At 72.7% G+C, this 23,502-nt stretch carries 21 protein-coding genes and 1 pseudogene; 16 read left to right on the forward strand and 6 right to left on the reverse strand.

The genetic code is table 11. The features are described from left to right. Window positions 1-36 precede the first annotated feature (36 nt). Window positions 37-2,535, reverse strand: a complete 2,499-nt coding sequence (locus tag ACN9M0_RS30650; RefSeq protein ID WP_426404552.1) for a Tex family protein — start codon at window positions 2,533-2,535, stop codon at window positions 37-39. A gap of 110 nt (window positions 2,536-2,645) precedes the next feature. Next, a complete protein-coding gene (locus ACN9M0_RS30655) occupies window positions 2,646-3,512 on the reverse strand; it encodes an SCO6745 family protein (RefSeq protein ID WP_366042314.1) in 867 nt (288 codons plus the stop codon). A 127-nt stretch (window positions 3,513-3,639) separates the two neighbouring features. Here ACN9M0_RS30655 and ACN9M0_RS30660 point away from each other — a divergent pair, with 127 nt between their 5' ends. Both ACN9M0_RS30660 and ACN9M0_RS30665 read left to right on the forward strand, forming a co-directional pair. After that, window positions 3,640-4,611, forward strand: coding sequence for a GlxA family transcriptional regulator (locus tag ACN9M0_RS30660; protein WP_426404553.1), 972 nt, complete (start codon window positions 3,640-3,642; stop codon window positions 4,609-4,611). A gap of 146 nt (window positions 4,612-4,757) precedes the next feature. Next, the gene (locus ACN9M0_RS30665) at window positions 4,758-5,396 is read left to right on the forward strand and encodes a DJ-1/PfpI family protein (protein ID WP_366042316.1); all 639 of its coding nucleotides are present in this window, start codon (window positions 4,758-4,760) and stop codon (window positions 5,394-5,396) included. A 3-nt stretch (window positions 5,397-5,399) separates the two neighbouring features. Here ACN9M0_RS30665 and ACN9M0_RS30670 read toward each other — a convergent pair whose 3' ends face one another. Then, on the reverse strand, window positions 5,400-6,143 hold the full coding sequence (locus ACN9M0_RS30670) for an enoyl-CoA hydratase/isomerase family protein (RefSeq protein WP_426404554.1): 744 nt from the start codon (window positions 6,141-6,143) through the stop codon (window positions 5,400-5,402). A 69-nt stretch (window positions 6,144-6,212) separates the two neighbouring features. Here ACN9M0_RS30670 and ACN9M0_RS30675 point away from each other — a divergent pair. Both ACN9M0_RS30675 and ACN9M0_RS30680 read left to right on the forward strand, forming a co-directional pair. Beyond that, window positions 6,213-6,521 (forward strand): annotated as a pseudogene (locus ACN9M0_RS30675) (HdeD family acid-resistance protein); the annotation flags it as partial. Between the two features lie 130 nt (window positions 6,522-6,651). Next, complete coding sequence (locus ACN9M0_RS30680; RefSeq protein WP_366042330.1) at window positions 6,652-7,104, forward strand: ATP-binding protein; 453 nt, start codon at window positions 6,652-6,654, stop codon at window positions 7,102-7,104. Window positions 7,105-7,191: 87 nt separating this feature from the next. On the opposite strand, the gene idi is transcribed toward ACN9M0_RS30680, so the two are convergent. From idi to ACN9M0_RS30695, 3 genes are all read right to left on the reverse strand, one after another. Next, a complete protein-coding gene (idi, locus tag ACN9M0_RS30685) occupies window positions 7,192-7,812 on the reverse strand; it encodes an isopentenyl-diphosphate Delta-isomerase (protein ID WP_366042318.1) in 621 nt (206 codons plus the stop codon). A 152-nt stretch (window positions 7,813-7,964) separates the two neighbouring features. Beyond that, the gene (locus ACN9M0_RS30690) at window positions 7,965-9,212 is read right to left on the reverse strand and encodes a GNAT family N-acetyltransferase (RefSeq protein ID WP_426404555.1); all 1,248 of its coding nucleotides are present in this window, start codon (window positions 9,210-9,212) and stop codon (window positions 7,965-7,967) included. Window positions 9,213-9,411: 199 nt separating this feature from the next. After that, a complete protein-coding gene (locus ACN9M0_RS30695; protein WP_366042320.1) occupies window positions 9,412-10,353 on the reverse strand; it encodes a cation diffusion facilitator family transporter in 942 nt (313 codons plus the stop codon). A gap of 389 nt (window positions 10,354-10,742) precedes the next feature. Between ACN9M0_RS30695 and ACN9M0_RS30700 the strand changes: the two genes are divergently transcribed. The 12 genes from ACN9M0_RS30700 to ACN9M0_RS30755 all read left to right on the forward strand — a co-directional run bounded on the left by ACN9M0_RS30700 (window position 10,743) and on the right by ACN9M0_RS30755 (window position 23,455). Continuing rightward, window positions 10,743-12,557, forward strand: coding sequence for a DUF5941 domain-containing protein (locus tag ACN9M0_RS30700; RefSeq protein ID WP_426405349.1), 1,815 nt, complete (start codon window positions 10,743-10,745; stop codon window positions 12,555-12,557). Further along, window positions 12,554-13,291: a phosphocholine cytidylyltransferase family protein gene (locus tag ACN9M0_RS30705; RefSeq protein ID WP_366042321.1), complete on the forward strand. Its 738-nt coding sequence runs from the start codon at window positions 12,554-12,556 to the stop codon at window positions 13,289-13,291. Before ACN9M0_RS30700 ends, ACN9M0_RS30705 begins: the two co-directional genes overlap by 4 nt. Then, complete coding sequence (locus tag ACN9M0_RS30710) at window positions 13,279-14,340, forward strand: iron-containing alcohol dehydrogenase family protein (RefSeq protein ID WP_366042322.1); 1,062 nt, start codon at window positions 13,279-13,281, stop codon at window positions 14,338-14,340. The genes ACN9M0_RS30705 and ACN9M0_RS30710 overlap by 13 nt, the downstream gene beginning before the upstream one ends. A gap of 10 nt (window positions 14,341-14,350) precedes the next feature. Continuing rightward, window positions 14,351-15,130, forward strand: a complete 780-nt coding sequence (locus ACN9M0_RS30715; protein ID WP_366042323.1) for a CDP-alcohol phosphatidyltransferase family protein — start codon at window positions 14,351-14,353, stop codon at window positions 15,128-15,130. Between the two features lie 47 nt (window positions 15,131-15,177). Next, the gene (locus ACN9M0_RS30720; protein WP_399697096.1) at window positions 15,178-16,023 is read left to right on the forward strand and encodes a glycosyltransferase family 2 protein; all 846 of its coding nucleotides are present in this window, start codon (window positions 15,178-15,180) and stop codon (window positions 16,021-16,023) included. Between the two features lie 48 nt (window positions 16,024-16,071). Next, window positions 16,072-17,001, forward strand: a complete 930-nt coding sequence (locus tag ACN9M0_RS30725) for an ABC transporter permease (RefSeq protein ID WP_366042324.1) — start codon at window positions 16,072-16,074, stop codon at window positions 16,999-17,001. Then, the gene (locus tag ACN9M0_RS30730; RefSeq protein WP_366042325.1) at window positions 16,994-17,779 is read left to right on the forward strand and encodes an ABC transporter ATP-binding protein; all 786 of its coding nucleotides are present in this window, start codon (window positions 16,994-16,996) and stop codon (window positions 17,777-17,779) included. Before ACN9M0_RS30725 ends, ACN9M0_RS30730 begins: the two co-directional genes overlap by 8 nt. Before the next feature lie 123 nt (window positions 17,780-17,902). Beyond that, window positions 17,903-18,550: a TetR/AcrR family transcriptional regulator gene (locus ACN9M0_RS30735; protein WP_366042326.1), complete on the forward strand. Its 648-nt coding sequence runs from the start codon at window positions 17,903-17,905 to the stop codon at window positions 18,548-18,550. Window positions 18,551-18,851: 301 nt separating this feature from the next. Continuing rightward, window positions 18,852-19,763 carry a squalene synthase HpnC gene (gene hpnC, locus ACN9M0_RS30740; RefSeq protein ID WP_399696772.1) on the forward strand — a complete coding sequence of 304 codons (912 nt, stop codon included), beginning with the start codon at window positions 18,852-18,854 and terminating at the stop codon, window positions 19,761-19,763. After that, on the forward strand, window positions 19,760-20,710 hold the full coding sequence (gene hpnD / locus ACN9M0_RS30745) for a presqualene diphosphate synthase HpnD (RefSeq protein ID WP_366042328.1): 951 nt from the start codon (window positions 19,760-19,762) through the stop codon (window positions 20,708-20,710). The genes hpnC and hpnD overlap by 4 nt, the downstream gene beginning before the upstream one ends. A 103-nt stretch (window positions 20,711-20,813) precedes the next feature. Further along, a complete protein-coding gene (gene hpnE, locus ACN9M0_RS30750; protein ID WP_426404556.1) occupies window positions 20,814-22,358 on the forward strand; it encodes a hydroxysqualene dehydroxylase HpnE in 1,545 nt (514 codons plus the stop codon). Further along, window positions 22,355-23,455, forward strand: a complete 1,101-nt coding sequence (locus ACN9M0_RS30755) for a polyprenyl synthetase family protein (RefSeq protein ID WP_426404557.1) — start codon at window positions 22,355-22,357, stop codon at window positions 23,453-23,455. Before hpnE ends, ACN9M0_RS30755 begins: the two co-directional genes overlap by 4 nt. Window positions 23,456-23,502: the final 47 nt, after the last annotated feature.

Consider the following 23,502-nt stretch of genomic DNA (forward strand, 5'->3'; position numbering starts at 1 on the left):
GTCAGATCTGTCGGAAACCACATCCGACCTGCGCGTTCACCGGCGCTTGTTACCACCCTCGCCGAGCAGGCCGGCCTTGCGGAGGGCGTCCGCCATCGCGCTGTTGGCGGGTGCGGGCGCCGTAGAACGGTCCCGGCCGCCCCGGTCCCCGCGGCCGCCCCCGGTCCCGCGGTCGTTGCGGTCCCCGCGCTCGTTCCGGCCTCCGCCCTCGGCCCTGCGGTCGCTGCGGTTTCCACCCTCGGCCCGGCGGCCGCCGCCGCCGGCGCCACCGCCCTGCCGCTGCTGCGGCGGCCGGCCGGAGCGCTCGCCCCGCTCCCCGCGCTCGCCCCGCTCGCGCCGGGGCGCGCCGCCCTGGCCGTCGGCGGCCGCCTCGTCGTCGAGCCGCAGCGTCAGCGAGATCCGCTTGCGCGGGATGTCCACCTCCAGGACCTTCACCTTGACCACGTCGCCCGGCTTCACCACGTCGCGCGGGTCCTTGACGAAGGTCTTCGACATCGCCGACACGTGGACCAGGCCGTCCTGGTGCACACCGACGTCCACGAACGCGCCGAACGCGGCCACGTTGGTGACGACGCCCTCCAGGACCATCCCGGACGCCAGGTCGCCGATCTTCTCGACGCCCTCCTTGAAGGTGGCCGTACGGAACGCCGGACGCGGGTCACGGCCCGGCTTCTCCAGCTCGCGCAGGATGTCCGTCACCGTCGGCAGGCCGAAGGTCTCGTCGACGAAGTCGTCCGCCCGCAGCGAGCGCAGCGTGCCCGTGTCGCCGATCAGCGACGCGACCTCGCCGCCCGTCGCCTTCACCATCCGGCGCACCACCGGGTACGCCTCAGGGTGCACGGAGGAGGCGTCCAGCGGGTCGTCGCCGCCCCGGATGCGCAGGAAGCCCGCGCACTGCTCGTACGCCTTCGGGCCGAGCCTGGCCACGTCCTTGAGCGCCCGGCGGGAGCGGAAGGGGCCGTTGGCGTCCCGGTGCGCGACGATGTTCTCCGCGAGACCGGAGCTGATGCCCGAGACCCGCGAAAGCAGGGGCGCCGAGGCGGTGTTGACGTCGACGCCGACGCCGTTCACACAGTCCTCGACCACCGCGTCGAGGGAGCGCGAGAGCTTCACCTCGGCCAGGTCGTGCTGGTACTGGCCGACGCCGATGGACTTCGGGTCGATCTTCACCAGCTCCGCGAGCGGGTCCTGGAGCCGCCGGGCGATGGAGACGGCGCCGCGCAACGACACGTCGAGGCCCGGGAGTTCCTGCGAGGCGAAGGCGGAGGCCGAGTAGACCGAGGCACCGGCCTCCGAGACCATCACCTTCGTCAGGTTCAACTCGGGGTGCTTGGCGAGCAGTTCGGCCGCCAGCTTGTCGGTCTCGCGGGAGGCCGTGCCGTTGCCGATCGCGATCAGGTCGACCGCGTGCTCCTTCGCGAGGCGCGCCAGCTTCTCCAGGGCCTGGTCCCACTTGTTCGCGGGGACGTGCGGGTAGATCGTGTCGGTGGCGACGACCTTGCCGGTCGCGTCGACGACGGCGACCTTCACGCCCGTACGGAAACCGGGGTCGAGTCCGAGCGTCGCCCGGGTGCCGGCCGGCGCGGCGAGCAGCAGGTCCCGCAGGTTCGTCGCGAAGACCCGGACCGCCTCGTCCTCGGCGGCCGTCCGCAGCCGCAGCCGCAGGTCGATCCCGAGGTGCACCAGGATGCGGGTCCGCCAGGCCCAGCGGACCGTGTCCTGGAGCCACTTGTCCCCGGGACGGCCCCGGTCGGCGACGCCGAAGCGACCCGCGACGATCCCCTCGTACGAGGAAGGCCCCTCCGTGGGCTCCTCCGGCTCCAGGTCCAGGCTGAGGGCGTCCTCCTTCTCGCCGCGCAGCATGGCGAGCACCCGGTGCGAGGGCAGCGCCGTGAAGGGCTCGGCGAAGTCGAAGTAGTCGGCGAACTTCGCTCCCGCCTCCTCCTGCCCCTCGCGCACCTTCGCCACGAGCCGTCCGCGGCCCCACATGCGTTCGCGCAGCTCGCCGATGAGGTCGGCGTCCTCGGAGAACTTCTCGGCGAGGATCGCCCGCGCGCCCTCCAGGGCCGCGGCGGCGTCCGCGACGCCCTTGTCCCCGTCGACGAAGGCCGCGGCGGCGGCCGCCGGCTCGACGGACGGATCGGCGAGCAGCCCCTCGGCGAGCGGCTCCAGACCGGCCTCGCGGGCGATCTGGGCCTTCGTCCGCCGCTTCGGCTTGAACGGCAGGTAGATGTCCTCCAGGCGCGCCTTGGTGTCCGCGGCCCGGATGCTCGCCTCCAGCTCGTCCGTCAGTTTGCCCTGCTCGCGGACCGAGTCGAGGATCGCCGACCGGCGGTCCTCCAGCTCGCGCAGATAGCGCAGCCGCTCCTCCAGGGTGCGCAGCTGCGCGTCGTCGAGCATCTCGGTCGCTTCCTTGCGGTAGCGCGCGATGAACGGCACGGTCGAACCGCCGTCGAGGAGCTCGACGGCTGCCCTCACGTGTCGCTCGCGTACGCCGAGCTCCTCGGCGATCCTTGCTTCGATGGACGTCGTCACGGTGTCCCGACTCGCCTTCTCGTGCCTCAAGCTTGCGAGTGCATTGTGCCGGGTCGGTCACCCGGACGCGGTAACCGACCCGCTTCCGCGCGCGTCCCCCGCCCGCCGGGTCAGCCCTTGCCGACCAGGTCCGCCGGGAAGGCGCCGGCGGACGCCGCCGCGAACAGGAAGCCGCGCCCCAGCTCGGTGAGCCGCTCGACCCCGGCCGCTCCGAGGTGCTCGTACGGGGCGGAGTCCAGCCGGTCGGTGTGCTCCTCGATCTCGTCGCGCAGGGCCGTGCCCGAATCCGTCAGCTCGCCGTCGGCGTCGAGGAGCCCGCGCTCGCGCAGCCGCCCCCTCGCCGCCTCCCAGTCGTCGCGCCGCCAGCCGCGCGAGCCGAGGACCCAGCGCGGGGACATGCCCTTGCCGGTGGCGGTGTGGGAGGCGAGGGCCTCGACGGGGTCGAGCCCGGCGGAGAGCAGGGCCGAGACGTGGCCGTCGCCGCGGTGCTCGCGCAGCAGTGTGGCGGCGAACCAGTAGGCGAGGTGGGGCTGCTCGGGCACGGGCAGGTCGGCGTGGGCCGAGTAGAGCGGCCGGGCGTGCCGGGTGCAGGCCTCGGTGGCGCGCAGGGCGAGCTCCGCCGCCTCGGCCATCTCCGGGGAGGCGACGGCGTCCTCGCCGAGCAGCCGGCGCAGGGTCGCGTCGACGGTCCGCAGCCGCGCGTCCAGGACCTCGGCGGGGGAGGCGGTCTCCCAGACGGCCGGGAGGTGCCGGGCGAGGAACTCGTGGCTGTAGTTGTAGAACGTCGCGGCGACCGTACCCGCCCCCACCGCGCCGAGGGCGGCGCTCCGCGCGGCGAGCCGCATCGGGCTCTGCTCCGTGAAACCGAGGGCGGTGAACTCGCGGTCCAGGTCGGGCGAGAAGTACAGCGTGGAGTGCAGCGGGTTGAGGGCGTTGTGGCAGCGGCGTCCCGCGCGCGGGGGAAGAACAGTCGTCATGGACCTGAACGTTACCGACTGGTCGGTACGACGGGAACAGTCGGCCGCGGCGGAAGGGCGCCGTGATGGCAGAAAAGGTGGGTTCCACGTCGTTGCGGACGCCTCCGCCCCGGCCAAGGATGGAGGCATGACGCAGCGACCCGTCCTCGTCGTCCTCTTCGACGACGTCCAGAGCCTCGACGTCACCGGCCCCGTCGAGGTGTTCGCCGGTGCCGCCCGCGCCGCCGGGGACCCGTCCGCCTACCCGATCCGCACCGCCTCCCTGGACGGCGGACCGGTCCGTACGCACAGCGGACTGCGCCTGCTCCCCGACACCGACCTCGACGCGGCGGTCGCCGACGGGCCCCCGCACACCCTCCTCGTCCCCGGCGGCGAGGGCACCCGCGCACCCGACCCGGCCCTCGTCGACTGGCTGCGCACCCACGCCCCCCGGGCGGAACGCCTGGTCTCCGTCTGCACCGGGGCCCTGCTCCTCGCCGAGGCCGGGCTCCTCGACGGACACCGGGTCACGACCCACTGGATCGCCTGCGACCACCTCGCCCGCCAGTACCCCGGGGTCGACGTGGACCCGGACCCCATCTTCGTCCGGGACGGGCGGCTCGCCACCTCCGCCGGGGTCACCGCCGGCATCGACCTGGCCCTCGCCCTGGTCGAGGAGGACCTCGGCCGGGACGTCGCCCTCACCGTCGCCCGCCACCTGGTCGTCTTCCTGCGCCGCCCCGGCAACCAGGCCCAGTTCAGCGCGCAGCTGTCCGCCCAGACCGCCCGCCGCGAACCGCTGCGCGACCTCCAGCAGTGGATCACCGAGCACCCCGGCGGGGACCTCTCCGTCGAGGCGCTCGCCGCCCGCGCCCGGCTCTCGCCCCGCCACTTCGCCCGCGCCTTCCACGCGGAGACCGGCACCCCGCCCGGCCGCTACGTCGACCGGGTCCGGCTGGAACACGCCCGCCGCCTCCTGGAGGAGACCTCGCACGGCGTCCAGGAGGTCGCCCGCGCCTCGGGGTACGGCACGCCCGAGGCGATGCGCCGCGCCTTCCTGAAAGCCCTGGGGACCGGCCCCGCGGAGTACCGCCGCCGCTTCCACGTGGCGCGTGCCTGACCCGTCAGCCTCCGCCGTCGTCGGCCTCCACCACCGTCATCCGACCCCGTGGTCGTCCGCGCCGTCCACAAGGGATCCCTTCGTGTGTCGACCCTTTGCCAATGGATCCCTGATCAATCTGCCACACCACCTGAGAGGAACCACGGATGCAGATCGCCGTCCTGCTCTACGACCGCTTCACCACCCTCGACGCCGTCGGCCCGTACGAGCTGCTCGCCCGCCTCCCCGGCGCCGAGACCGTCTTCGTGGCCAAGGAGACCGGCCCCGTCCGCAACGACCAGGGCAGCCTCGCCCTCGTCGCCGACCGCACCCTCGCCGAGGTCCCGCGCCCCGACATCGTCCTGGTCCCCGGCGGCCCCGACGCGCGGGTCGCCATGCACGACCCGGAGATCCTCGACTGGCTCCGTACCGCCGACGCCACCAGCACCTGGACCACCTCCGTCTGCACCGGCTCCCTGATCCTCGCCGCGGCGGGCCTGCTCAAGGACCGCCGCGCGACCACCCACTGGCTCGCCTTCGACGAACTGCGGGCGCAGGGCGTCGAGCCCACCGGCGAGCGCGTCGTCTTCGACGGCAAGTACGTCACGGCCGCCGGCGTCTCCTCCGGCATCGACATGGCGCTGCACCTCCTCGGCCGGATCGCCGGGGACGAGACCGCCCAGACGATCCAGCTGCTCACCGAGTACGACCCGCAGCCGCCGTACGACGCGGGATCGCCGGAGAAGGCCCCGGCCGCGATCGTCGCCCACTGGCGCGGCGAGCGGGTGCCCGCGCGGGAGGGGTGAGTCTCAGAGCCCGTACGTGAAGCGGGGCGCGCGGCGCTCCAGGAAGGCGGCGACACCCTCCGCGGTGTCGCCGCTGCCGCGCGCCTGCTCCGCCCAGTGGGCGTCCCGGTCCAGACGCCCGTCGGCGAACTCCTTGGCCGCGACCTGGGTGAGCAGCGAGCGGGAGGCGAGCAGCCGGGCGAACTCGGCCACCCGCTTGTCCAGCGCGCCCGCCGGGTGCAGCTCGTCCACGAACCCGGTCCGCAGCGCCCGCTCCGCCTCCATCAACTCACCGGAGAAGAGCAGGTACTTGGCGGTCGAGGGTCCGACGAGGGCGGTGAGCCTGCGGGTCGAGGAGGACGGGTAGACGATGCCGAGCTTCGAGGGGGTGATCCCGAAGCGGGCGCCCTCCTCGGCGAAGCGCAGGTCGCAGGCGGCGGCGAGCTGGCTGCCGCCCCCGACGCAGAAGCCCCGCACGGCGGCGAGGGTCGGCCTGGGGAAGGCCGCGAGCGCCTCCTCGGCCCGCACCGCGAGCGTCTGCTGCTCGTCCCCGGGCTCCCGCAGCGCCGAGATGTCCGCCCCGGCGCAGAAGGTGTCGCCCTCACCGGTGAGGACGAGGACCCGGACGGCGGGGTCGGCGGCGAGCCGCTCCAGGAGTGCGGGCAGGGCGCGCCACATTCCGGCGCTCATCGCGTTGCGCTTGGCGGGGTTGGCGATGACGACGGTGGCGATCCCGTCCGTGACGCTGTCCTTAAGCTGCGGCTCCATGGGCCGGATGCTATCCGCCGGGCCCGAACGTACGATCAGGAAGGGTCGCTCCAAGGAGACACCACATGGCTGTTCCTCACCGGCGGACTGTTCCGGCTGGTCGGCAGTGTGGTGGTGCGGGGGCCGCAGTTCGGCTGGACGCTGTTCCAGGGGGCCTTCGGACTGCTCCTCGGCCTGCTGGTCCTCTTCGACCGGCCGGAGAGCAGCCGGTACGTCATCGGTACCTTCTTCTCGCTCGCCCTGCTGTTCGACGGGCTCGGCCTGATCGCCATCGGAGTGGGCGGCAGGCGGATCGTCAGTATCGTGACCCCGTCGGTGCCCGCCACGGGCCCGCCTCCGGAATCCTCAGAAAGCGCGCAGGACCAGTCGAACAACTGACGTTGGCATACTCAGCCGATCAAAATGTGGCCGATAGGTGTCGACTTCTGGTCAGTAGGCCGGTCGGCCTGCGCGCATTGCCAAGACTCGATCCGTGGCGAGAATCGAGCACGAGGGTGGGAACGGGACCGTGGAGACCCACGGAGGCGTCCCTGCCCGGCAACCGTCCTACGAAGGAGTCTGGCGCTTCACCGCTGCGGCGGTCGACGTCTCCGTCCCGCAGGCCCGGCACGCCGTACGCGACCTGCTGGTCCGCCAGGGTGTCCCGGTCCATGAGGAGATCATGGACGGCCTGCTGCTGATCGTCTCCGAGCTGGTGACCAACGCCGTGCGGCACGCGGCGCTGCTCTCCCCGGAGATAGCGGTGGAGGTCGCGATCGGCCCCGAGTGGGTCAGGGTGTCCGTCGAGGACAACCACCCGTACCGCCCCAAGGCCCTGGAGGCGGACTGGGGCCAGACCGGCGGCCGCGGGCTCCTCCTGGTCCGGGAGATCGCGCAGGAGGCCGGCGGCGCCTGCGACGTCGAGCACACCGCGAGCGGCGGGAAGATCATCTGGGCGGCGCTGCCCCTGGGGCCCGTCTGAGATCTCGTGCCGCGTCCGGCCACACGGCCGCATCGGCCCCGGCCCCGATGGCACCGGGGCCGGGAGGCGCGCTCGGCGCGCCCGCGGTCACCAGCCCCCGGCCGGCCCCGTCAGCTCCCTGATCGCCGGACGCGCCGCGTCCAGGACCGTCATGAACCAGGCGGAGAAGGGCACGGCGGCGTGCCGCTCGATCAGCTCGTCGGCGGTCACGAAGTCGGTGGACTCGATCTCCTCCGGGTCCGGCGACGGAGCGGCCTGCACCAGGCCGACGAAGAGGTGGTTGAACTCCTGCTCCACCAGGCCCGAGGCCGGGTCCGGGTGGTTGTAGCGGACGGTGCCGGCCTCCGCGAGCAGCGTGGGCGAGACGCCGAGCTCCTCGAAGGTGCGCCGGGCCGCCGCGGCGAACGGCGCCTCGCCCGGGTAGGGGTGGCCGCAGCAGGTGTTCGACCAGACGCCGGGGGAGTGGTACTTGCCGAGCGCTCGCCGCTGGAGCAGCAGCCGGCCCGACTCGTCGAAGAGGAAGACGGAGAAGGCGCGGTGGAGCTGCCCCGGCGCCTGGTGCGCGGCGAGCTTCTCCGCCGTGCCGATGGTCCTCCCCTCCTCGTCGACCAGTTCGAGCATGATCGGCGCCGGGACTCCGGACGGCTGGACGCCGTTCGACGCGGTCTCCGGCGAGATCTGAGCCGCGGTGGCTGGTGTGATCGGCATACCCGTCCTTCGCTTCGGTCCTCAGCCCGGTGGGGCCACCACAGTCTGCCGTACAAAAGCGGCTTGTCCGTACTTCGTCGGCCGGGCGTGGCCGCTCCCGCCGCACCGGAGCGCAGCCGGTGCGGCGGGAGCGGCGCCCCCTCACGGGGCCTCTACACCCCGAAAGCCGCCGGATAGGCGATCGTGCCCGAGGGAACGGGGTCCGAACCGTCCAGGACGAGGGCCATCATCGCCTCGTCCGGAACCTCGAAACCTGGCTTGATTCCGTACTCGGACGCCCGTACGAACCCGAACCGTGGGTAGTACCCCGGATGGCCGAGTACGAGCACGAGCCGCTCGCCCCGCAGCCGGGCCGCGTCGAGGACCGCTCGGACGACGGCCTGCCCGGCACCGGCGTTCTGGTGCTCCGGAGCGACCGCGACCGGGCCGAGGGCCGCCGCGGGAACCCCGCGCACATGGCAGCGGGAGATCAGCGCGTGCGCGGCGACCGTGCCGTCCGGAGCCTCCGCCACGTACGACAGGCCCGGCAGCCAGGCCCCGGCGTCCGCGCGGAGCGCGTCGACCAGACCGGCCTCTTCCGGGGTGGGGAAGGCCGCCGCGTTGACGGCCCGCACGGCGGCGACGTCCCCGTCGGTCTCCGGGCGGGTGCGCCAGCGCGGATCGGCGGGCCGCAGGACGAAACCGGCGTACCCGTAGTCGGCACCGTGCTCGCGCCGCAGCGTGATCTCGGCGCGGGCCCCGGCCACCGCCTCTGCCATGCCGGGCACGGTGGTGTCCGCCGCGTCGGCGTGCGCGGCGAGCGGGACGTAGTACTCGTCCCAGTCGCTCTCGGGCTGCGGGACGGTCCCCAGGACCTGGTAGCCGGCGCCGACCGCCGCCGCCGCGTTTCCGGCGACGGTACGGAGGGTGTAGTGGTCCTCCCAGAAGGCGCGGGCCGCCGCGCCCGGCTCCGTGGTGGTCCAGACGCACTCGGTGAGCACCAGCGTGCCCCCGGGCGCGAGGAGCCTGCGCCACTCGGCGAGGGCCCGGTCGAAGCCGAGGACGAAGACCGAGCTCTCGGCCCAGACCAGGTCGAAGGAGCCGTCCGGGAACGGCAGCGCGCCCATGTCGGCGCGCAGGGTGCGGACCGAACCGCCGAGCCCGCGGGCGGCGGCGGTCTCCCGCAGCTCCGCGAGGAACGGTTCGTGGGTGTCGACGGCGGTCACCTCGGCGCCCGCCTCGGCGGCCAGGAGCAGCGCGGAGCGGCCGGGGCCGCAGCCCAGGTCGAGCACGCGCGGACGCTCGGGGAGCCTCCCCGCGAGCGCGAGGAGACGACGGGTGGTGGTGTCGGAGCCCGGACCCTGGCGCGGAAGGCCGTGGTGCAGGGCGAAGAAGGAGTCGTGCAGGGCGTTGTCGGACAACGTGGAAACCCTTTGGGTGAAAGGGCCCCGGCCGACGACGTGACGTACCGGTGGGAAGACCGGGATCAGGTCAGCCGGAGACCCGGAGGCTGAGGGACGACCGGGCGCTGCCGCAGCGGGCAGCCTCCATCGCGACGGTCATCAACCTCAGCTCCTCTCCACACGCGTTCGTACGAGGAGGCTAACAGCAGGAGGCCGCTCAGAGGCAGAGTTTCGCCTCGTGCTCCGCATGGCCGACCGGCTCCAGCTGGAAGGTGCAGTGCTCCACGTCGAAGTGCGAGCCCAGGCAGCCCTGGAGGGCGTGCAGCATCTTCTCGTGCCCGACCGAGTCCAGCGCGTCCTGGTCGACGACCACGTGCGCGGAGAGCACCGGCATCCCCGAGGTGATCGTCCAGGCGTGCAGGTCGTGCACGTCCTCGACGCCCGGCAGCGCCAGGATGTGCGCCCGCACCTCCGCCATGTCGACGCCCTTCGGGGCCGCCTCCAGGAGCACGTCCAGGGTCTCGCGCAGCAGCTTGACCGTCCGCGGGACGATCATCAGACCGATCACGATCGACGCGATCGGGTCGGCGTACTGCCAGCCCGTCGCCAGGATGATCGCGGCCGCGACGATCACGGTGACCGAACCCAGCGCGTCCGCGAGGACCTCCAGATAGGCCCCGCGCACGTTGAGGCTCTCCTTCTGGCCCCGCATGAGCAGCGACAGCGAGATCACGTTGGCCACCAGGCCGATCACCGCGAACGCGATCGTCAGGCCGCCCTTGGTGTCGGCCGGCTCCAGGAACCGCTGGATCGCCTCGTACAGCACATAGCCGCCGACGCCCAGGAGCAGCAGACAGTTCGCGAGCGCCGCCAGGATCTCGGCCCGGGCGTACCCGAACGTGCGGTTCCCCGAGGGGGGCCGGTTCGCGAAGTGGATCGCGAGGAGCGCCATCGCGAGGCCGACGGCGTCGGTCGCCATGTGCGCCGCGTCAGCGATCAGCGCGAGCGAGTCGGCGACGAGACCACCGATGATCTCGATCACCATCACGGAGAGCGTGATGCCGAGCGCGATCCGCAGCCGGTTCTTGTACGCGGCAGCCGCCGTACCCGTCGGCGGCGGGCCGCCGTGGCTGTGCCCGTGGTCGTGTCCAGCCCCCATGACAAGGCCTCCCGGTCGTGTCGTGTCTGTGCCCCGAATCGCAAGTCAACTACGGGTGGGGGGTATATGCAACACGGTACTGAACACCGTTGTCATATGCTCTGACCTGCGACGACGTCAATGCGAGGGGGTGTCGTCACCTGCCTCCCCGACCGGGGTTTGTGGGGCGGCCCGCGGATCGCCCATGATGATCTCCACGGGACGCGGCGCATCCGTACGGACACGGACCGTCCCGGGGGAGTCCGGTCGGCGAAGCCTCGGTGAACTCGCGTTCCGTTCATCCGATAGCCTCAGCCGACGTGTCGCCGCCCGGTGCCGGGCCACACCGCCGCGCCCGGGGCCGCCATGGCCCCGCCGGCCCCTCCGTCAGCTCCAAGGAGTGAGTTCGTCTGTCGACCGCCATCCTCACCGGCCCGCCGGCACCCGGATCCTCGCTCGACGGTGATCTGCGGTCGCTCGGCTTCGACGTCCGGATCGCCTCCGGCGCCGAGGAGACCGGCGCCCTGCTGGCAACCGTCCCCGCGGGCGAGCGCGTCGCGCTCGTCGACCCCCGGTTCGTCGGTCACCTGCACGCGCTGCGCCTCGCCCTGACCGACCCCCGCTTCCCCGCGGCCGCCGCGCCGGGCGCTCTCACCGCGCAGCGCGAGGCCCGCCCCGCGCTCGCCCGCGCCCTGGGCGCGGTCACCGCCACCTCCGGGGCCGCGAGCACCGCCACCCTGACCGACGGCCTCACCGACGCGCTCGCCGAGGCCCTCGACGCCGACGGCGTCGCCGTGCACCGGCCCCAGCTCGGCACCCTCGTCGCCACCGTGCCCACCGACGCCGAGGCCCGCCTCGAGGCCCGCGCCGCCGTCGACGCCGTCGACGACGAGGCCGTACGCCTCCGCTCGGCCGTCAAGGCGCACGACGGCTTCTTCACCACCTTCTTCATCAGCCCGTACTCGCGCTACATCGCCCGCTGGTGCGCGCGCCGCGGACTCACCCCCAACCAGGTCACCACCGCCTCGCTGCTCACCGCGCTCGTCGCGGCCGGCTGCGCGGCGACCGGCGAGCGCGGCGGCTACATCGCCGCCGGCGTCCTCCTCCTGGTCTCCTTCGTCCTCGACTGCACCGACGGGCAGCTCGCCCGCTACGCGCTCAAGTACTCGACGATGGGCGCCTGGCTCGACGCCACCTTCGACCGGGCCAAGGAGTACGCCTTCTACGCGGGCCTCGCCCTCGGCGCCGCACGCAACGGCGACGACGTGTGGGCCCTCGCCCTCGGCGCCATGATCCTCATGACCTGCCGGCACGTCGTGGACTTCTCCTTCAACGAGGCCAACCACGACGCCACGGCCAACACCAGCCCGACCGCCGCCCTCTCCAGCAGGCTGGACAGCGTCGGCTGGACGGTCTGGGCCCGCCGCATGATCATCCTGCCGATCGGCGAGCGCTGGGCGATGATCGCCGTCCTCACCGCCGTCACCAACCCCCGGATCGTCTTCTGGGCGCTGATCATCGGCTGCTCCTTCGGCGCCTGCTACACCACGGCCGGCCGCGTCCTGCGCTCGCTGACCCGCAAGGCGACGCGGACGGACCGGGCCGCCCAGGCCCTCGCCGACCTCGCGGACTCGGGCCCGCTGGCCGGGATCGCGGGCCGGATCTTCGGCCGCGCCGGACTCCAGCTGCTCCCCGGGTTCGTCGCCGCGTTCATCGTCACCGGCGCCCTGCTCGCCGCGGTCCTCAGCCGCCCCTTCGGGGACGCGGGGACCGTCGTCGGCGCGGGCATCTACGTGATCTTCGCCGGCGCCGCCGTCGCCCGCCCCCTCAAGGGGGCCCTCGACTGGCTCGTCCCCCCGCTCTTCCGCGCCGCCGAGTACACCACCGTCCTCGTGCTCGCCGCCCGCTCCGACGTCCCCCAGGCCCTCCCCGCCGCATTCGGCCTGGTCGCGGCCGTCGCCTACCATCACTACGACACGGTGTACCGCATTCGCGGCGGCACCGGCGCGCCGCCCGCCTGGCTGGTGCGCGTCACCGGCGGACACGAGGGGCGGACGCTCCTGGTGACCGTCCTCGCCGCCCTGCTGGCGGACCGCGGCGACGACTTCACCCTGGCACTGACCGCGATGGCGGTCGCCGTCGCGCTGGTGGTGCTCGTGGAGTCCATCCGCTTCTGGGTCTCCTCCGGAGCACCCGCCGTTCACGACGAAGGAGAAACAGCATGATCGGCCTCGTACTGGCAGCCGGTGCCGGACGGCGTCTGCGCCCCTACACCGACACCCTTCCGAAGGCCCTCGTGCCTGTCGACGGTGACACCACCATCCTCGACCTCACGCTGAAGAACTTCGCCGAGATCGGCCTCACCGAGGTCGCGATCGTCGTCGGCTACCGCAAGGAGGCCGTCTACGACCGCAAGGACGCCCTGGAGGCCAAGTACGGCCTCAAGATCACCCTCGTCGACAACGACAAGGCCGAGGAGTGGAACAACGCCTACTCCCTGTGGTGCGCCCGTGACGTCCTCAAGCGCGGTGTGATCCTCGCCAACGGCGACACCGTCCACCCGGTCTCCGTCGAGAAGACCCTCCTCGCCGCCCGCGGCGACGGCCAGAAGATCATCCTCGCCCTCGACACGGTGAAGCACCTCGCCGACGAGGAGATGAAGGTCATCACCGCCGAGGGCAAGGGCGTCCAGCGCATCACCAAGCTCATGGACCCCGCCACCGCCACCGGCGAGTACATCGGCGTCACCCTCATCGAGGCCGAGGCCGCCGAAGAGCTCGCCGACGCCCTCAAGGCCACCTTCGAGCGCGACCCCGACCTCTACTACGAGGACGGCTACCAGGAGCTCGTCCACCGCGGCTTCACCGTCGACGTGGCCCCCATCGGCGACGTCAAGTGGGTCGAGATCGACAACCACGACGACCTCGCGAAGGGCCGTGAGATCGCGTGCCAGTACTGACTCGGCTGATCCCTTCGCCGGTCGTCGTCGACATCCGCAGGGGAGCGATGGACGACCTGTCCGCGCTCCTCGCGGACCAGCGGATCTCCAGCAACGGCAAGATCGCCGTCGCCATCAGCGGCGGCTCGGGCCTCAAGCTGCGTGACCACTTCGCATCCGAGCTGCCCGGCGCCGACTGGTACCCGGTCTCGGGCGGCACGATCGACGAGGCCGTGAAGCTCGCGGACGCCATGCGCGGCAAGCGGTACGACGCCGTGGTCGCCCTCGGCGGCGGCAAGATCATCGACGTGACGAAGTACGCGGCGGCCCGGGTCGGGCTGCCGCTGGTGGCCATCGCCACCAACCTCTCGCACGACGGCATCTGCTCGCCGATCTCCACCCTGGACAACGACAACGGGCGCGGCTCCTACGGTGTGCCCACCCCGATCGCGCTGGTCATCGACCTGGACGTGATCCGGGACGCCCCGGTGCGGTACGTCCGGTCCGGCATCGGCGACGCGATCTCCAACCTCTCCGCCATCGCGGACTGGGAGCTCTCGCACCGCGAGACCGGCGAGAAGGTCGACGGCCTCGCGGCCGCCATGGCCCGCAGCGCCGGGGAGGCCGTGCTCCGCCACCCCGGCGGCGTCGGCGACGACGACTTCCTCGTGACCCTCTCCGAGGGCCTGGTGATGTCCGGCATCGCCATGTCGATCAGCGGGGACAGCCGCCCCTCCTCGGGCGCCTGCCACGAGATCAGCCACGCCTTCGACCTGCTCTTCCCGACCCGCGCCGCCAGCCACGGCGAGCAGTGCGGTCTCGGCGCGGCCTTCGCCATGCACCTGCGGGGCGACCGCGACGCGTCCGCGCTGATGGTCGAGACCCTGCGCCGGCACGGACTGCCCGTGCTGTCGGAGGAGATGGGCTTCACCGTGGACGAGTTCGTCCAGGCGGTGTCCTTCGCCCCGCAGACCCGGCCGGGCCGCTTCACCATCCTGGAACACCTCGACCTGTCCGACGACGAGATCAGGGACGCGTACGCCGACTATGCCAAATCCATCGGTAGCTGAGCTCCGTCCGATGCGGAAGCCCTCGGTGGCTGAGCTCCGTCCGGTCGTCCACCCCCCGGGTGTGAAGGACCGGCGGAGCGGTGAGCACTGGGGCGGCCGCCTCTACATGCGGGAGATCTCGCTCAGGATCACCCGGCAGCTCGTCGGCACCAAGGTCACGCCGAACCAGCTCACGTACGTCATGACGCTCGCGGGTGTCCTCGCCGCACCGGCCCTGCTGGTGCCCGGGATCCCGGGGGCGCTGCTCGGCGCGCTCATGGTCCAGCTCTACCTGCTGCTCGACTGCGTCGACGGCGAGGTGGCCCGCTGGAAGAAGCAGTTCTCGCTGGCCGGTGTCTACCTGGACAGGGTCGGCGCCTACCTGTGCGACGCGGCCGTCCTCGTCGGCTTCGGCCTGCGCGCCGCCGACCTGTGGGGCTCGGGCCGGATCGACTGGCTGTGGGCCTTCCTGGGCACCCTCGCCGCCCTCGGCGCCATCCTGATCAAGGCCGAGACCGACCTCGTCGGCGTCGCCCGCCACCAGGGCGGCCTGCCGCCGGTCAAGGAGGCGGCGTCCGAGCCGCGCTCCTCCGGGATGGCGCTGGCCCGCCGGGCCGCCGGCGCGCTCAAGTTCCACCGGCTCGTCCTCGGCATCGAGGCCTCCCTCCTCATCGTGGTCCTGGCGATCGCGGACCAGGTCAGGGGAGACCTCTTCTTCACCCGGCTCGGTGTCGCCGTCCTCGCCGGCATCGCGCTGCTCCAGACCGTGCTGCACCTGGTGTCGATCATGGTCTCCAGCAGGCTGAAGTGAGGCCGGCCGTGAGTACGCCGCTCAGGGTGGGTGCCGTCATCATCACGATGGGCAACCGCCCCGACGACCTGCGTGCGCTCATCGACTCGGTCGCCCGGCAGGAGGGCGACCCGGTCGAGGTCGTCGTCGTCGGTCAGGGCACCCCGGTCGCCGGGGTGCCCGACTGGGTCAGGACCGTCGACCTGCCCGAGAACCTCGGCATCCCCGGCGGCCGGAACGTCGGCATCGAGGCCTTCGGCCCGGGCGGCACCGACGTCGACGTACTCCTCTTCCTCGACGACGACGGGCTGCTGGCCCACACGGACACCGCCGAGCTGGTCCGGCAGGCCTTCACCGCCGACCCGCACCTCGGCATCATCAGCTTCCGGATCGCCGATCCCGAGACCGGGATCACCCAGCGCCGGCACGTGCCGCGGCTCCGCTCGGCCGACCCGATGCGCTCCTCGCGGGTGACCACCTTCCTCGGTGGCGCCAACGCCGTCCGCACCAAGGTCTTCGCCGAAGTCGGCGGTCTGCCGGGCGAGTTCTTCTACGCGCACGAGGAGACCGACCTCGCCTGGCGCGCGCTCGACGCCGACTGGATGATCGACTACCGTTCCGACATGGTGCTGTTGCACCCCACCACAGCCCCGTCCCGGCACGCCTCGTACCACTTCAACGTGGCCCGCAACCGAGTGTGGCTGGCACGTCGCAATCTGCCAGCGCCCCTGGTGCCGGTCTATCTCGGCGTCTGGCTCCTGCTCACCCTGGCCCGGCGGCCCTCGCTCTCCGCGCTCAAGGCGTGGCTCGGCGGATTCCGCGCGGGCTGGACGACCCCCTGCGGGCCGCGCCGCCCCATGAGGTGGCGTACGGTGTGGCGGCTGACCCGGCTGGGTCGCCCCCCGGTCGTCTGACATCGTGGTACCGACGTGCCGCGCATCTTGAACACGAAAGTTTCGACTGTGAGTGACACACACCAGGGCGGGGCGGTCGCGACGAGCGCGCCTCCGTCCGTCGACGAGGGCCTGTCGTCGGCCGCGCTGGCCGCGAAGTACGGCCTCTCGGTCAGCGGTGCCCGGCCCGGTCTCGGCGAGTACGTCCGCCAGCTGTGGGGCCGCCGCCACTTCATCCTGGCGTTCTCCTCGGCCAAGCTGACCGCCCAGTACAGCCAGGCGAAGCTGGGCCAGGTGTGGCAGGTGGCGACCCCGCTGCTGAACGCCCTGGTCTACTACCTGATCTTCGGGCTCATCCTGGATGCCGGCCGCGGCATGTCGAAGGGGGTCTACATCCCCTTCCTGGTCACCGGCATCTTCGTGTTCACCTTCACCCAGAACTCGGTCATGGCCGGCGTCCGGGCGATCTCGGGGAACCTGGGCCTGGTCCGGGCCCTGCACTTCCCCCGGGCCACCCTGCCGATCTCGTTCTCCCTCCAGCAGCTCCAGCAGCTGCTGTTCTCGATGGTCGTGCTCGTGGCCGTCGCGATCTCCTTCGGCAGCTACCCCTCGCTCCGCTGGCTGCTGCTGGTCCCGGCGCTGCTCCTGCAGTTCGTGTTCAACATCGGCATCGCCATGATCGTGGCCAGGATGGGCGCCAAGACGCCCGACCTCGCCCAGCTCATGCCGTTCATCATGCGCACCTGGATGTACGCGTCCGGCGTCATGTTCTCGATCTCCGCGATGCTCGCCGACAAGCCCGCGTGGATCGCCGACGTCCTCATGTACAACCCGGCGGCGGTCTACATGGACCTCATCCGCTACTCCCTCATCGAGGGTTACGGCGCCGAGAACCTGCCGTCGCACGTCTGGCTGACCGCCCTCGGCTGGGCGGTGCTCTTCGGCATCGGCGGTTTCGTGTACTTCTGGAAGGCAGAGGAGAGGTACGGCCGTGGCTGACCCGAACCGGTCCGACGTTCCCACCGTCATCTGCGACGACGTCCACATCGTCTACCGCGTCAACGCCGGCGGCGGAGGCAAGGGCAGCGCCACCGCGGCCCTCAGCCGCATCGTCGGCAAGGGCAAGGCGGAGGTCTCCCGGGGAATCCGCAAGGTCCACGCGGTCCGCGGCGTCACCTTCACCGCCTACCGCGGCGAGGCCATCGGCCTCATCGGCTCCAACGGCTCCGGCAAGTCCACGCTGCTGCGCGCCATCGCCGGTCTGCTCCCCACCGAGAGCGGCAGCGTCTTCACCGACGGGCAGCCCTCGCTCCTGGGCGTCAACGCGGCCCTGATGAACGACCTCACCGGCGAGCGCAACGTCATCCTGGGCGGCCTCGCCATGGGCATGAGCCGCGAGGAGGTGCGCTCCCGCTACGACGGGATCGTCGACTTCTCCGGGATCAACGAGAAGGGCGACTTCATCAGCCTGCCCATGCGCACGTACTCCTCCGGCATGGGCGCCCGGCTCCGTTTCGCCATCGCGGCGGCCAAGAACCACGACGTCCTCCTCATCGACGAGGCGCTGGCGACCGGTGACCGCAAGTTCCAGATCCGCTCCGAGGAGCGCATCCGCGAGCTCCGCAAGGAGGCCGGCACGGTCTTCCTGGTGAGCCACAGCAACAAGTCGATCCGGGACACCTGCGACCGGGTGCTCTGGCTGGAGAAGGGGCAGCTCCTGATGGACGGCCCCACCGACGAGGTCCTCAAGGCGTACGAGCGCGAGACCGCGCGCTGAGACCGCGCGCCGAGACCTGTGCGGAGCCCCTGCCGGATTCATCCGGTAGGGGCTCTTCCGGTTTCCGCGCGTCGCGCCCCCACCTGGAATGTTCATGCGGTTAACTTCGGGCAGGATGAGCCCATGGCTGCGATCTCGACGGGAAAGACGTACCACCACGGCGATCTGCGCAACGCGCTGATCTGCGCGGCCGTCGACCTCGCCACCGAAGGCGGCCCCGAGCGGGTCGTCCTGCGCGAGGCCGCCCGCCGGGTCGGCGTCTCGCCCACCGCCGCCTACCGGCACTTCGACGGGCGCGGTGAACTCCTCCGCACCGTCCGGGCCCATGCCCGGCAGGAGCTCGCCGCCGCCATGGAGCGTGCCGCCGCCCGCGAGCCCGGCGCCGACGACCCCGTGATCGCGGCCGAGCGCCGGGTCGCCGCCCTCTGCCGCGGATACGTCGGCTTCGCCCTGGAGCAGCCCGGCCTCTACCGGTCCGCGTTCTGCGTCGCCCGCCCCGCCGAGGCGGGCGGGCCCGCGCCGGAGCGGCCGCCCGCCGAGCCCGAGATCCGTGCGTTCACCCTGCTCAGGGAGGCGCTCGAAGCGCTCGCCCGGCCCGGCACCGCGCGGCCGGGCGTCCGGCCCGCCACCGGCGCCGCCGCGTGGTCGGCCGTGCACGGACTGTCGCTCCTCCTGGTCGACGGGCCGCTCCGCCGGCTCTCCGCGCAGGGCAGGAGCGTCGTCGTCGAGGCGACCCTCGCCATGGTGGTCTCCGGCACGGGTGCCGTCTGAGTCGAACTCCCTTGCGGCGCAGGCGGGTTGACGGCCCGTACGAGTGAGGTGAGCGCCGCCCGCCACCCCGGAATGGCGAAGGTCGTCGTACAACGTAAGCTGGACCGGTCTGTTTCGCGGCAAGTAGGGCGATACCCGCGGCCATCGGGCCCCCAGGGTGGCGGCCCCACGGGCAGGGGTCGGCGGCGTGTCCGAAATAGGATGGATTGGATCGGCAGTGTAGAACGGGAGTCGTGACGGCCATGACGCAGAATCTCCAGCTCCACGAGGGTGTCGCCGTCCCTCCGTCGGGAAGGGCCCAGTGACGGAGACCCGGCAGGCGCGCACCGACGCCTCCTCGCGCGCCACACTCGGCAAGGCCGCGGACGAGAACTTCCCCGTGGCCCCCTTCTTCCTGCCCCGCGCCTGGCGCGACGACCTCATGGCCGTCTACGGCTTCGCCCGGCTCGTCGACGACATCGGAGACGGCGACCTCGCCCCCGGCGGCGCCGACGCCCGCCACCTCGGCGTCGGCCCCGAGGCCGCCGAGGACCGGCTCGTCCTCCTCGACGCCTTCGAGGCCGACCTCCGCCGGGTCTTCGACTCCACCCCGCACCACCCGCTGCTGCGCGCCCTCCAGCCGACCGTCCGCCGGCGCGGGCTCACCCCCGGGCCCTTCCTCGGCCTGATCGCCGCCAACCGGCAGGACCAGCTGGTCCGCCGCTACGAGACGTACGACGACCTCCTCGCGTACTGCGAGCTCTCCGCCAACACCGTCGGCCGGCTCGTCCTCGCGATCACCGGCACCGACACCCCCGAGCGGATCCGGCGCTCCGACGAGATCTGCACCGCCCTCCAGATCGTCGAGCACCTCCAGGACGTCGCCGAGGACCTCGCCCGCGACCGGATCTACCTGCCCGCCGAGGACCTCAAGCGCTTCCACGTCACCGAGCGCGACCTCGCCGAGCCCACCGCCGGCGCCTCCGTGCGGGCCCTGATCGCCTTCGAGGCCGAGCGGGCCCGCGCCCTCCTGCACGCGGGCCTCCCGCTCGTCGGCAGTGTCCACGGACGGCTCCGCCTCCTCCTCGCCGGATTCACCGCCGGGGGACTCGCCGCGCTCGACGCCGTCACCGACGCCGGATTCGACGTGCTGGCCGGCCCACCGAAGTCCACCAAGCCGAGCCTGATGCGCCAGGCGGGAGCGGTTCTGCTCCAGGCGCGGAGAGAGGGGTGAGCGCGACCGTGGAGGCACAGCACCAGCCGTCCGCACCGGTTCAGGCCGCCTACAGCTACTGCGAGGCGGTCACCGGACAGCAGGCCCGCAACTTCGCCTACGGGATCCGGCTGCTCCCGGCCGAGAAGCGACAGGCGATGTCCGCGCTGTACGCCTTCTCGCGGCGCGTCGACGACATCGGCGACGGCACGCTCGCGCCCGAGGCGAAGCGGGAGCGGCTCGAAGCCACCCGGGCGCTGCTCGACCGGATCCGCGCCGGCGGGATCGACGAGGACGACACCGACCCCGTCGCCGTCGCCCTCGCCGACTCGTCCCGCCGCTTCCCGATCCCCCTCGACGGCCTCGACGAGCTCATCGACGGCGTCCTCATGGACGTGCGCGGCGCGACCTACGAGACCTGGGACGACCTCAAGGTCTACTGCCGCTGCGTCGCCGGCGCGATCGGCCGTCTCTCCCTCGGCGTCTTCGGCACCCAGCCCGGCGCCCAGGGCGCCGACCGCGCAGCCGAGTACGCCGACACCCTGGGCCTCGCGCTCCAACTCACCAACATTCTCAGGGACGTACGCGAGGACGCCGGGAACGGACGCACCTACCTGCCCGCCGACGACCTCGCCAAGTTCGGCTGCGGCGACGGCTTCGGCAGCGACACCCCGCCCGTCGGCGCCGACTTCGCCGGGCTCGTGCACTTCGAAGTGCGCCGCGCCCGCGCCCTGTTCGCCGAGGGCTACCGGCTCCTGCCCATGCTCGACCGCCGCAGCGGCGCCTGCGTCGCCGCCATGGCCGGCATCTACCGGCGCCTCCTCGACCGGATCGAGCGCGACCCCGAGGCCGTCCTGCGCGGCCGCGTCTCGCTGCCGGGCCACGAGAAGGCGTACGTCGCGGTGCGCGGGCTCTCCGGCCTCGACACCCGCCACATCGCCCGGCGCGCCGTCAGGAGGCGTGCCTGATGCGCCCGTGCGCCCCCGCCCTCCGGGCAACCCCGGGCGCCGCCCCGGCGTCCCTGCCGGAGGCACCCCTCGATCCCACCGCGACGACCCGGACGGAGGCCGCGTGAACCACGAAGGAACCGAGCGGAGCACCCCGCCTGGCGCGCCCGCCGAGGGCACCGGGCCGGTCTCCGGCACCGGGTCCGTCTCCCGCACCGGTCCGGGTGCGAGCGCCGGAGCCGGCACCGGCGGGGACCGGCAGCCCCGTGCCGTCGTCGTCGGCGGCGGGCTCGCCGGGATCACCGCCGCGCTCCAGCTCGCCGAGAGCGGCGTCCACGTCACCCTGCTCGAAGGCCGGCCCCGGCTCGGTGGCCTCGCCTTCTCCTTCCGCCGCGGCGACCTGACCGTCGACAACGGCCAGCACGTCTACCTGCGCTGCTGCACCGCCTACCGCTGGTTCCTCGACCGGGTCGACGGAGCCGGGCTCGCCCCCCTCCAGGACCGCCTCGACGTCCCCGTCCTCGACGTCGCGCACCCCCGTGGCCCCCGGCTCGGCCGGATCCGCCGCGACAGCCTGCCCGTACCGCTGCACCTCGCGCGCAGCCTCGCCACCTACCCGCACCTCTCCCTCGCCGAGCGAGCCTCCGTCGGCCGGGCCGCGCTCGCCCTGAAGAAGCTCGACCCCGCCGACCCTGCGCTCGACGGCATCGACTTCGCCACCTGGCTCGGCCGGCACGGACAGTCCCCCCGGACCGTCGAGGCCCTCTGGGACCTCGTCGGCATCCCCACCCTCAACGCCCCCGCCCCGCAGGCCTCCATGGGGCTCGCCGCGATGGTCTTCAAGACCGGGCTCCTCTCCGAGCCCGGCGCCGCCGACATCGGCTGGGCCCACGTCCCGCTCGGCGAACTCCACGACACCCGGCCCACGAAGGAGCTCGACGCCCTCGGCGTCCGCACCCTGCTCCGCACCAAGGCCGAGCGCATCTCCCGTACCGACGACGGACGTTGGGCCGTCGACGTACCGGGGGAGCGGATCGAGGCCGACACCGTCGTCCTCGCCGTCCCGCAGCACGAGACCCACGGCCTGCTGCCGGAGGGAGCCCTCGACGACCCCGACCGGCTCCTCGACATCGACACCGCGCCCATCCTCAACCTGCACGTCGTCTACGACCGCAAGGTCCTGAAACGGCCCTTCTTCACCGCGCTCGGCTCCCCCGTGCAGTGGGTCTTCGACCGCACCGACTCCTCCGGATTGCTGAGGGGCGGGCCCGAAGGGCCCTCGGACGGCGGTGGTGGGCGACGGGTGGGACAGTACCTCGCCGTCTCCCAGTCCGCCGCCCAGGACGAGATCGACGAACCCGTCGCCGCCCTGCGCGCGAAGTACCTGCCCGAGCTGGAGCGACTCCTGCCCGCCGCGCGCGGCGCCGGGATCCGCGACTTCTTCGTCACCAGGGAGCGGACGGCCACGTTCGCCCCCACCCCGGGCGTCGGCCGGCTCCGCCCCGGCGCCCGCACCAGGGCTCCGGGGCTGTACCTGGCCGGGGCCTGGACCGCCACCGGCTGGCCCGCGACCATGGAGGGCGCCGTCCGCAGCGGTTTCAGCGCCGCGGGCGCCGCGCTCTCCGCCCTCGGCCGCCGCCATGACCATCCGCTGCAGGAGGCGGTATGAGTGTGAGTACCGGAACAAGAGGAGAGACCGTGCCGACAGTGCCGCCGGGAAATCCGGCCGTCGACACCGCGGACGTATCCGCACTGCTGGAGCGGGGGCGGACCCTGTCCACCCCCGTACTGCGGGCGGCCGTCGACCGCCTCGCGCCGCCCATGGACACCGTGGCCGCCTACCACTTCGGCTGGATCGACGCGCAGGGCAACCCCGCCGACGGCGACGGCGGCAAGGCCGTCCGCCCGGCGCTCGCCCTGCTGTCGGCCGAGGCCGCGGGCGCCGCGCCCGAGGTCGGGATCCCCGGCGCCGTCGCCGTGGAGCTCGTGCACAACTTCTCGCTGCTCCACGACGACCTGATGGACGGCGACGAGCAGCGCCGCCACCGCGACACGGTGTGGAAGGTGCACGGCCCCGCGCAGGCGATCCTCGTCGGCGACGCCCTCTTCGCCCTCGCCAACGAGATCCTCCTGGAGCTCGGCACCGTCGAGGCCGGCCGCGCCACCCGCCGGCTGACCACGGCCAGCCGCAAGCTCATCGACGGGCAGGCCCAGGACATCTCCTACGAGCACCGCGAGCGGGTCACCGTCGAGGAGTGCCTGGAGATGGAGGGCAACAAGACGGGCGCCCTCCTCGCCTGCGCCGTCTCCATCGGCGCCGTCCTCGGCGGGGCCGACGACCGCACCGCCGACAAGCTGGAGGAGTACGGCTACCACCTCGGCCTCGCCTTCCAGGCCGTGGACGACCTCCTCGGCATCTGGGGCGACCCGGAGGCCACCGGCAAGCAGACCTGGAGCGACCTGCGCCAGCGCAAGAAGTCCCTCCCGGTCGTCGCCGCCCTCGCCGCGGGCGGCCCGGCCTCCGAGCGGCTCGGCGAGCTGCTCGCCGCGGACGCCAAGTCCAACGACTTCGACAGCTTCTCCGAGGAGGAGTTCGCCACCCGCGCGGCCCTCATCGAGGAGGCCGGAGGACGCGAGTGGACCTCCCAGGAGGCCCGCCGGCAGCATGCCGTCGCGATCGGGGCCCTGAACGAGGTGGACATGCCCGCCCGCGTGCGGACGCAGCTCACCGCACTGGCCGACTTCGTGGTCGTACGGAAGAGATGATCACCATCACCCTGATATGAGTTCGCGGTCGCCGGCCGGCGCCACCC

The sequence above is a fragment of the Streptomyces sp. R-07 genome, assembly GCF_049913175.1.
GTDB lineage: Bacteria > Actinomycetota > Actinomycetes > Streptomycetales > Streptomycetaceae > Streptomyces.

Excerpts from the sequence above, each read along its gene's own strand:
- idi (WP_366042318.1), bottom strand. The coding sequence starts at position 7,812 with ATGCCGATCACACCAGCCACCGCGGCTCAGATCTCGCCGGAGACCGCG.
- ACN9M0_RS30670 (WP_426404554.1), bottom strand. The coding sequence starts at position 6,143 with ATGGAGCCGCAGCTTAAGGACAGCGTCACGGACGGGATCGCCACCGTC.
- ACN9M0_RS30655 (WP_366042314.1), bottom strand. The coding sequence starts at position 3,512 with ATGACGACTGTTCTTCCCCCGCGCGCGGGACGCCGCTGCCACAACGCC.
- ACN9M0_RS30755 (WP_426404557.1), top strand. The coding sequence starts at position 22,355 with ATGAGTGTGAGTACCGGAACAAGAGGAGAGACCGTGCCGACAGTGCCG.
- ACN9M0_RS30705 (WP_366042321.1), top strand. The coding sequence starts at position 12,554 with ATGATCGGCCTCGTACTGGCAGCCGGTGCCGGACGGCGTCTGCGCCCC.
- ACN9M0_RS30720 (WP_399697096.1), top strand. The coding sequence starts at position 15,178 with ATGGGCAACCGCCCCGACGACCTGCGTGCGCTCATCGACTCGGTCGCC.
- ACN9M0_RS30660 (WP_426404553.1), top strand. The coding sequence starts at position 3,640 with ATGACGCAGCGACCCGTCCTCGTCGTCCTCTTCGACGACGTCCAGAGC.
- ACN9M0_RS30665 (WP_366042316.1), top strand. The coding sequence starts at position 4,758 with ATGCAGATCGCCGTCCTGCTCTACGACCGCTTCACCACCCTCGACGCC.
- ACN9M0_RS30715 (WP_366042323.1), top strand. The coding sequence starts at position 14,351 with ATGCGGAAGCCCTCGGTGGCTGAGCTCCGTCCGGTCGTCCACCCCCCG.
- ACN9M0_RS30695 (WP_366042320.1), bottom strand. The coding sequence starts at position 10,353 with ATGGGGGCTGGACACGACCACGGGCACAGCCACGGCGGCCCGCCGCCG.
- ACN9M0_RS30735 (WP_366042326.1), top strand. The coding sequence starts at position 17,903 with ATGGCTGCGATCTCGACGGGAAAGACGTACCACCACGGCGATCTGCGC.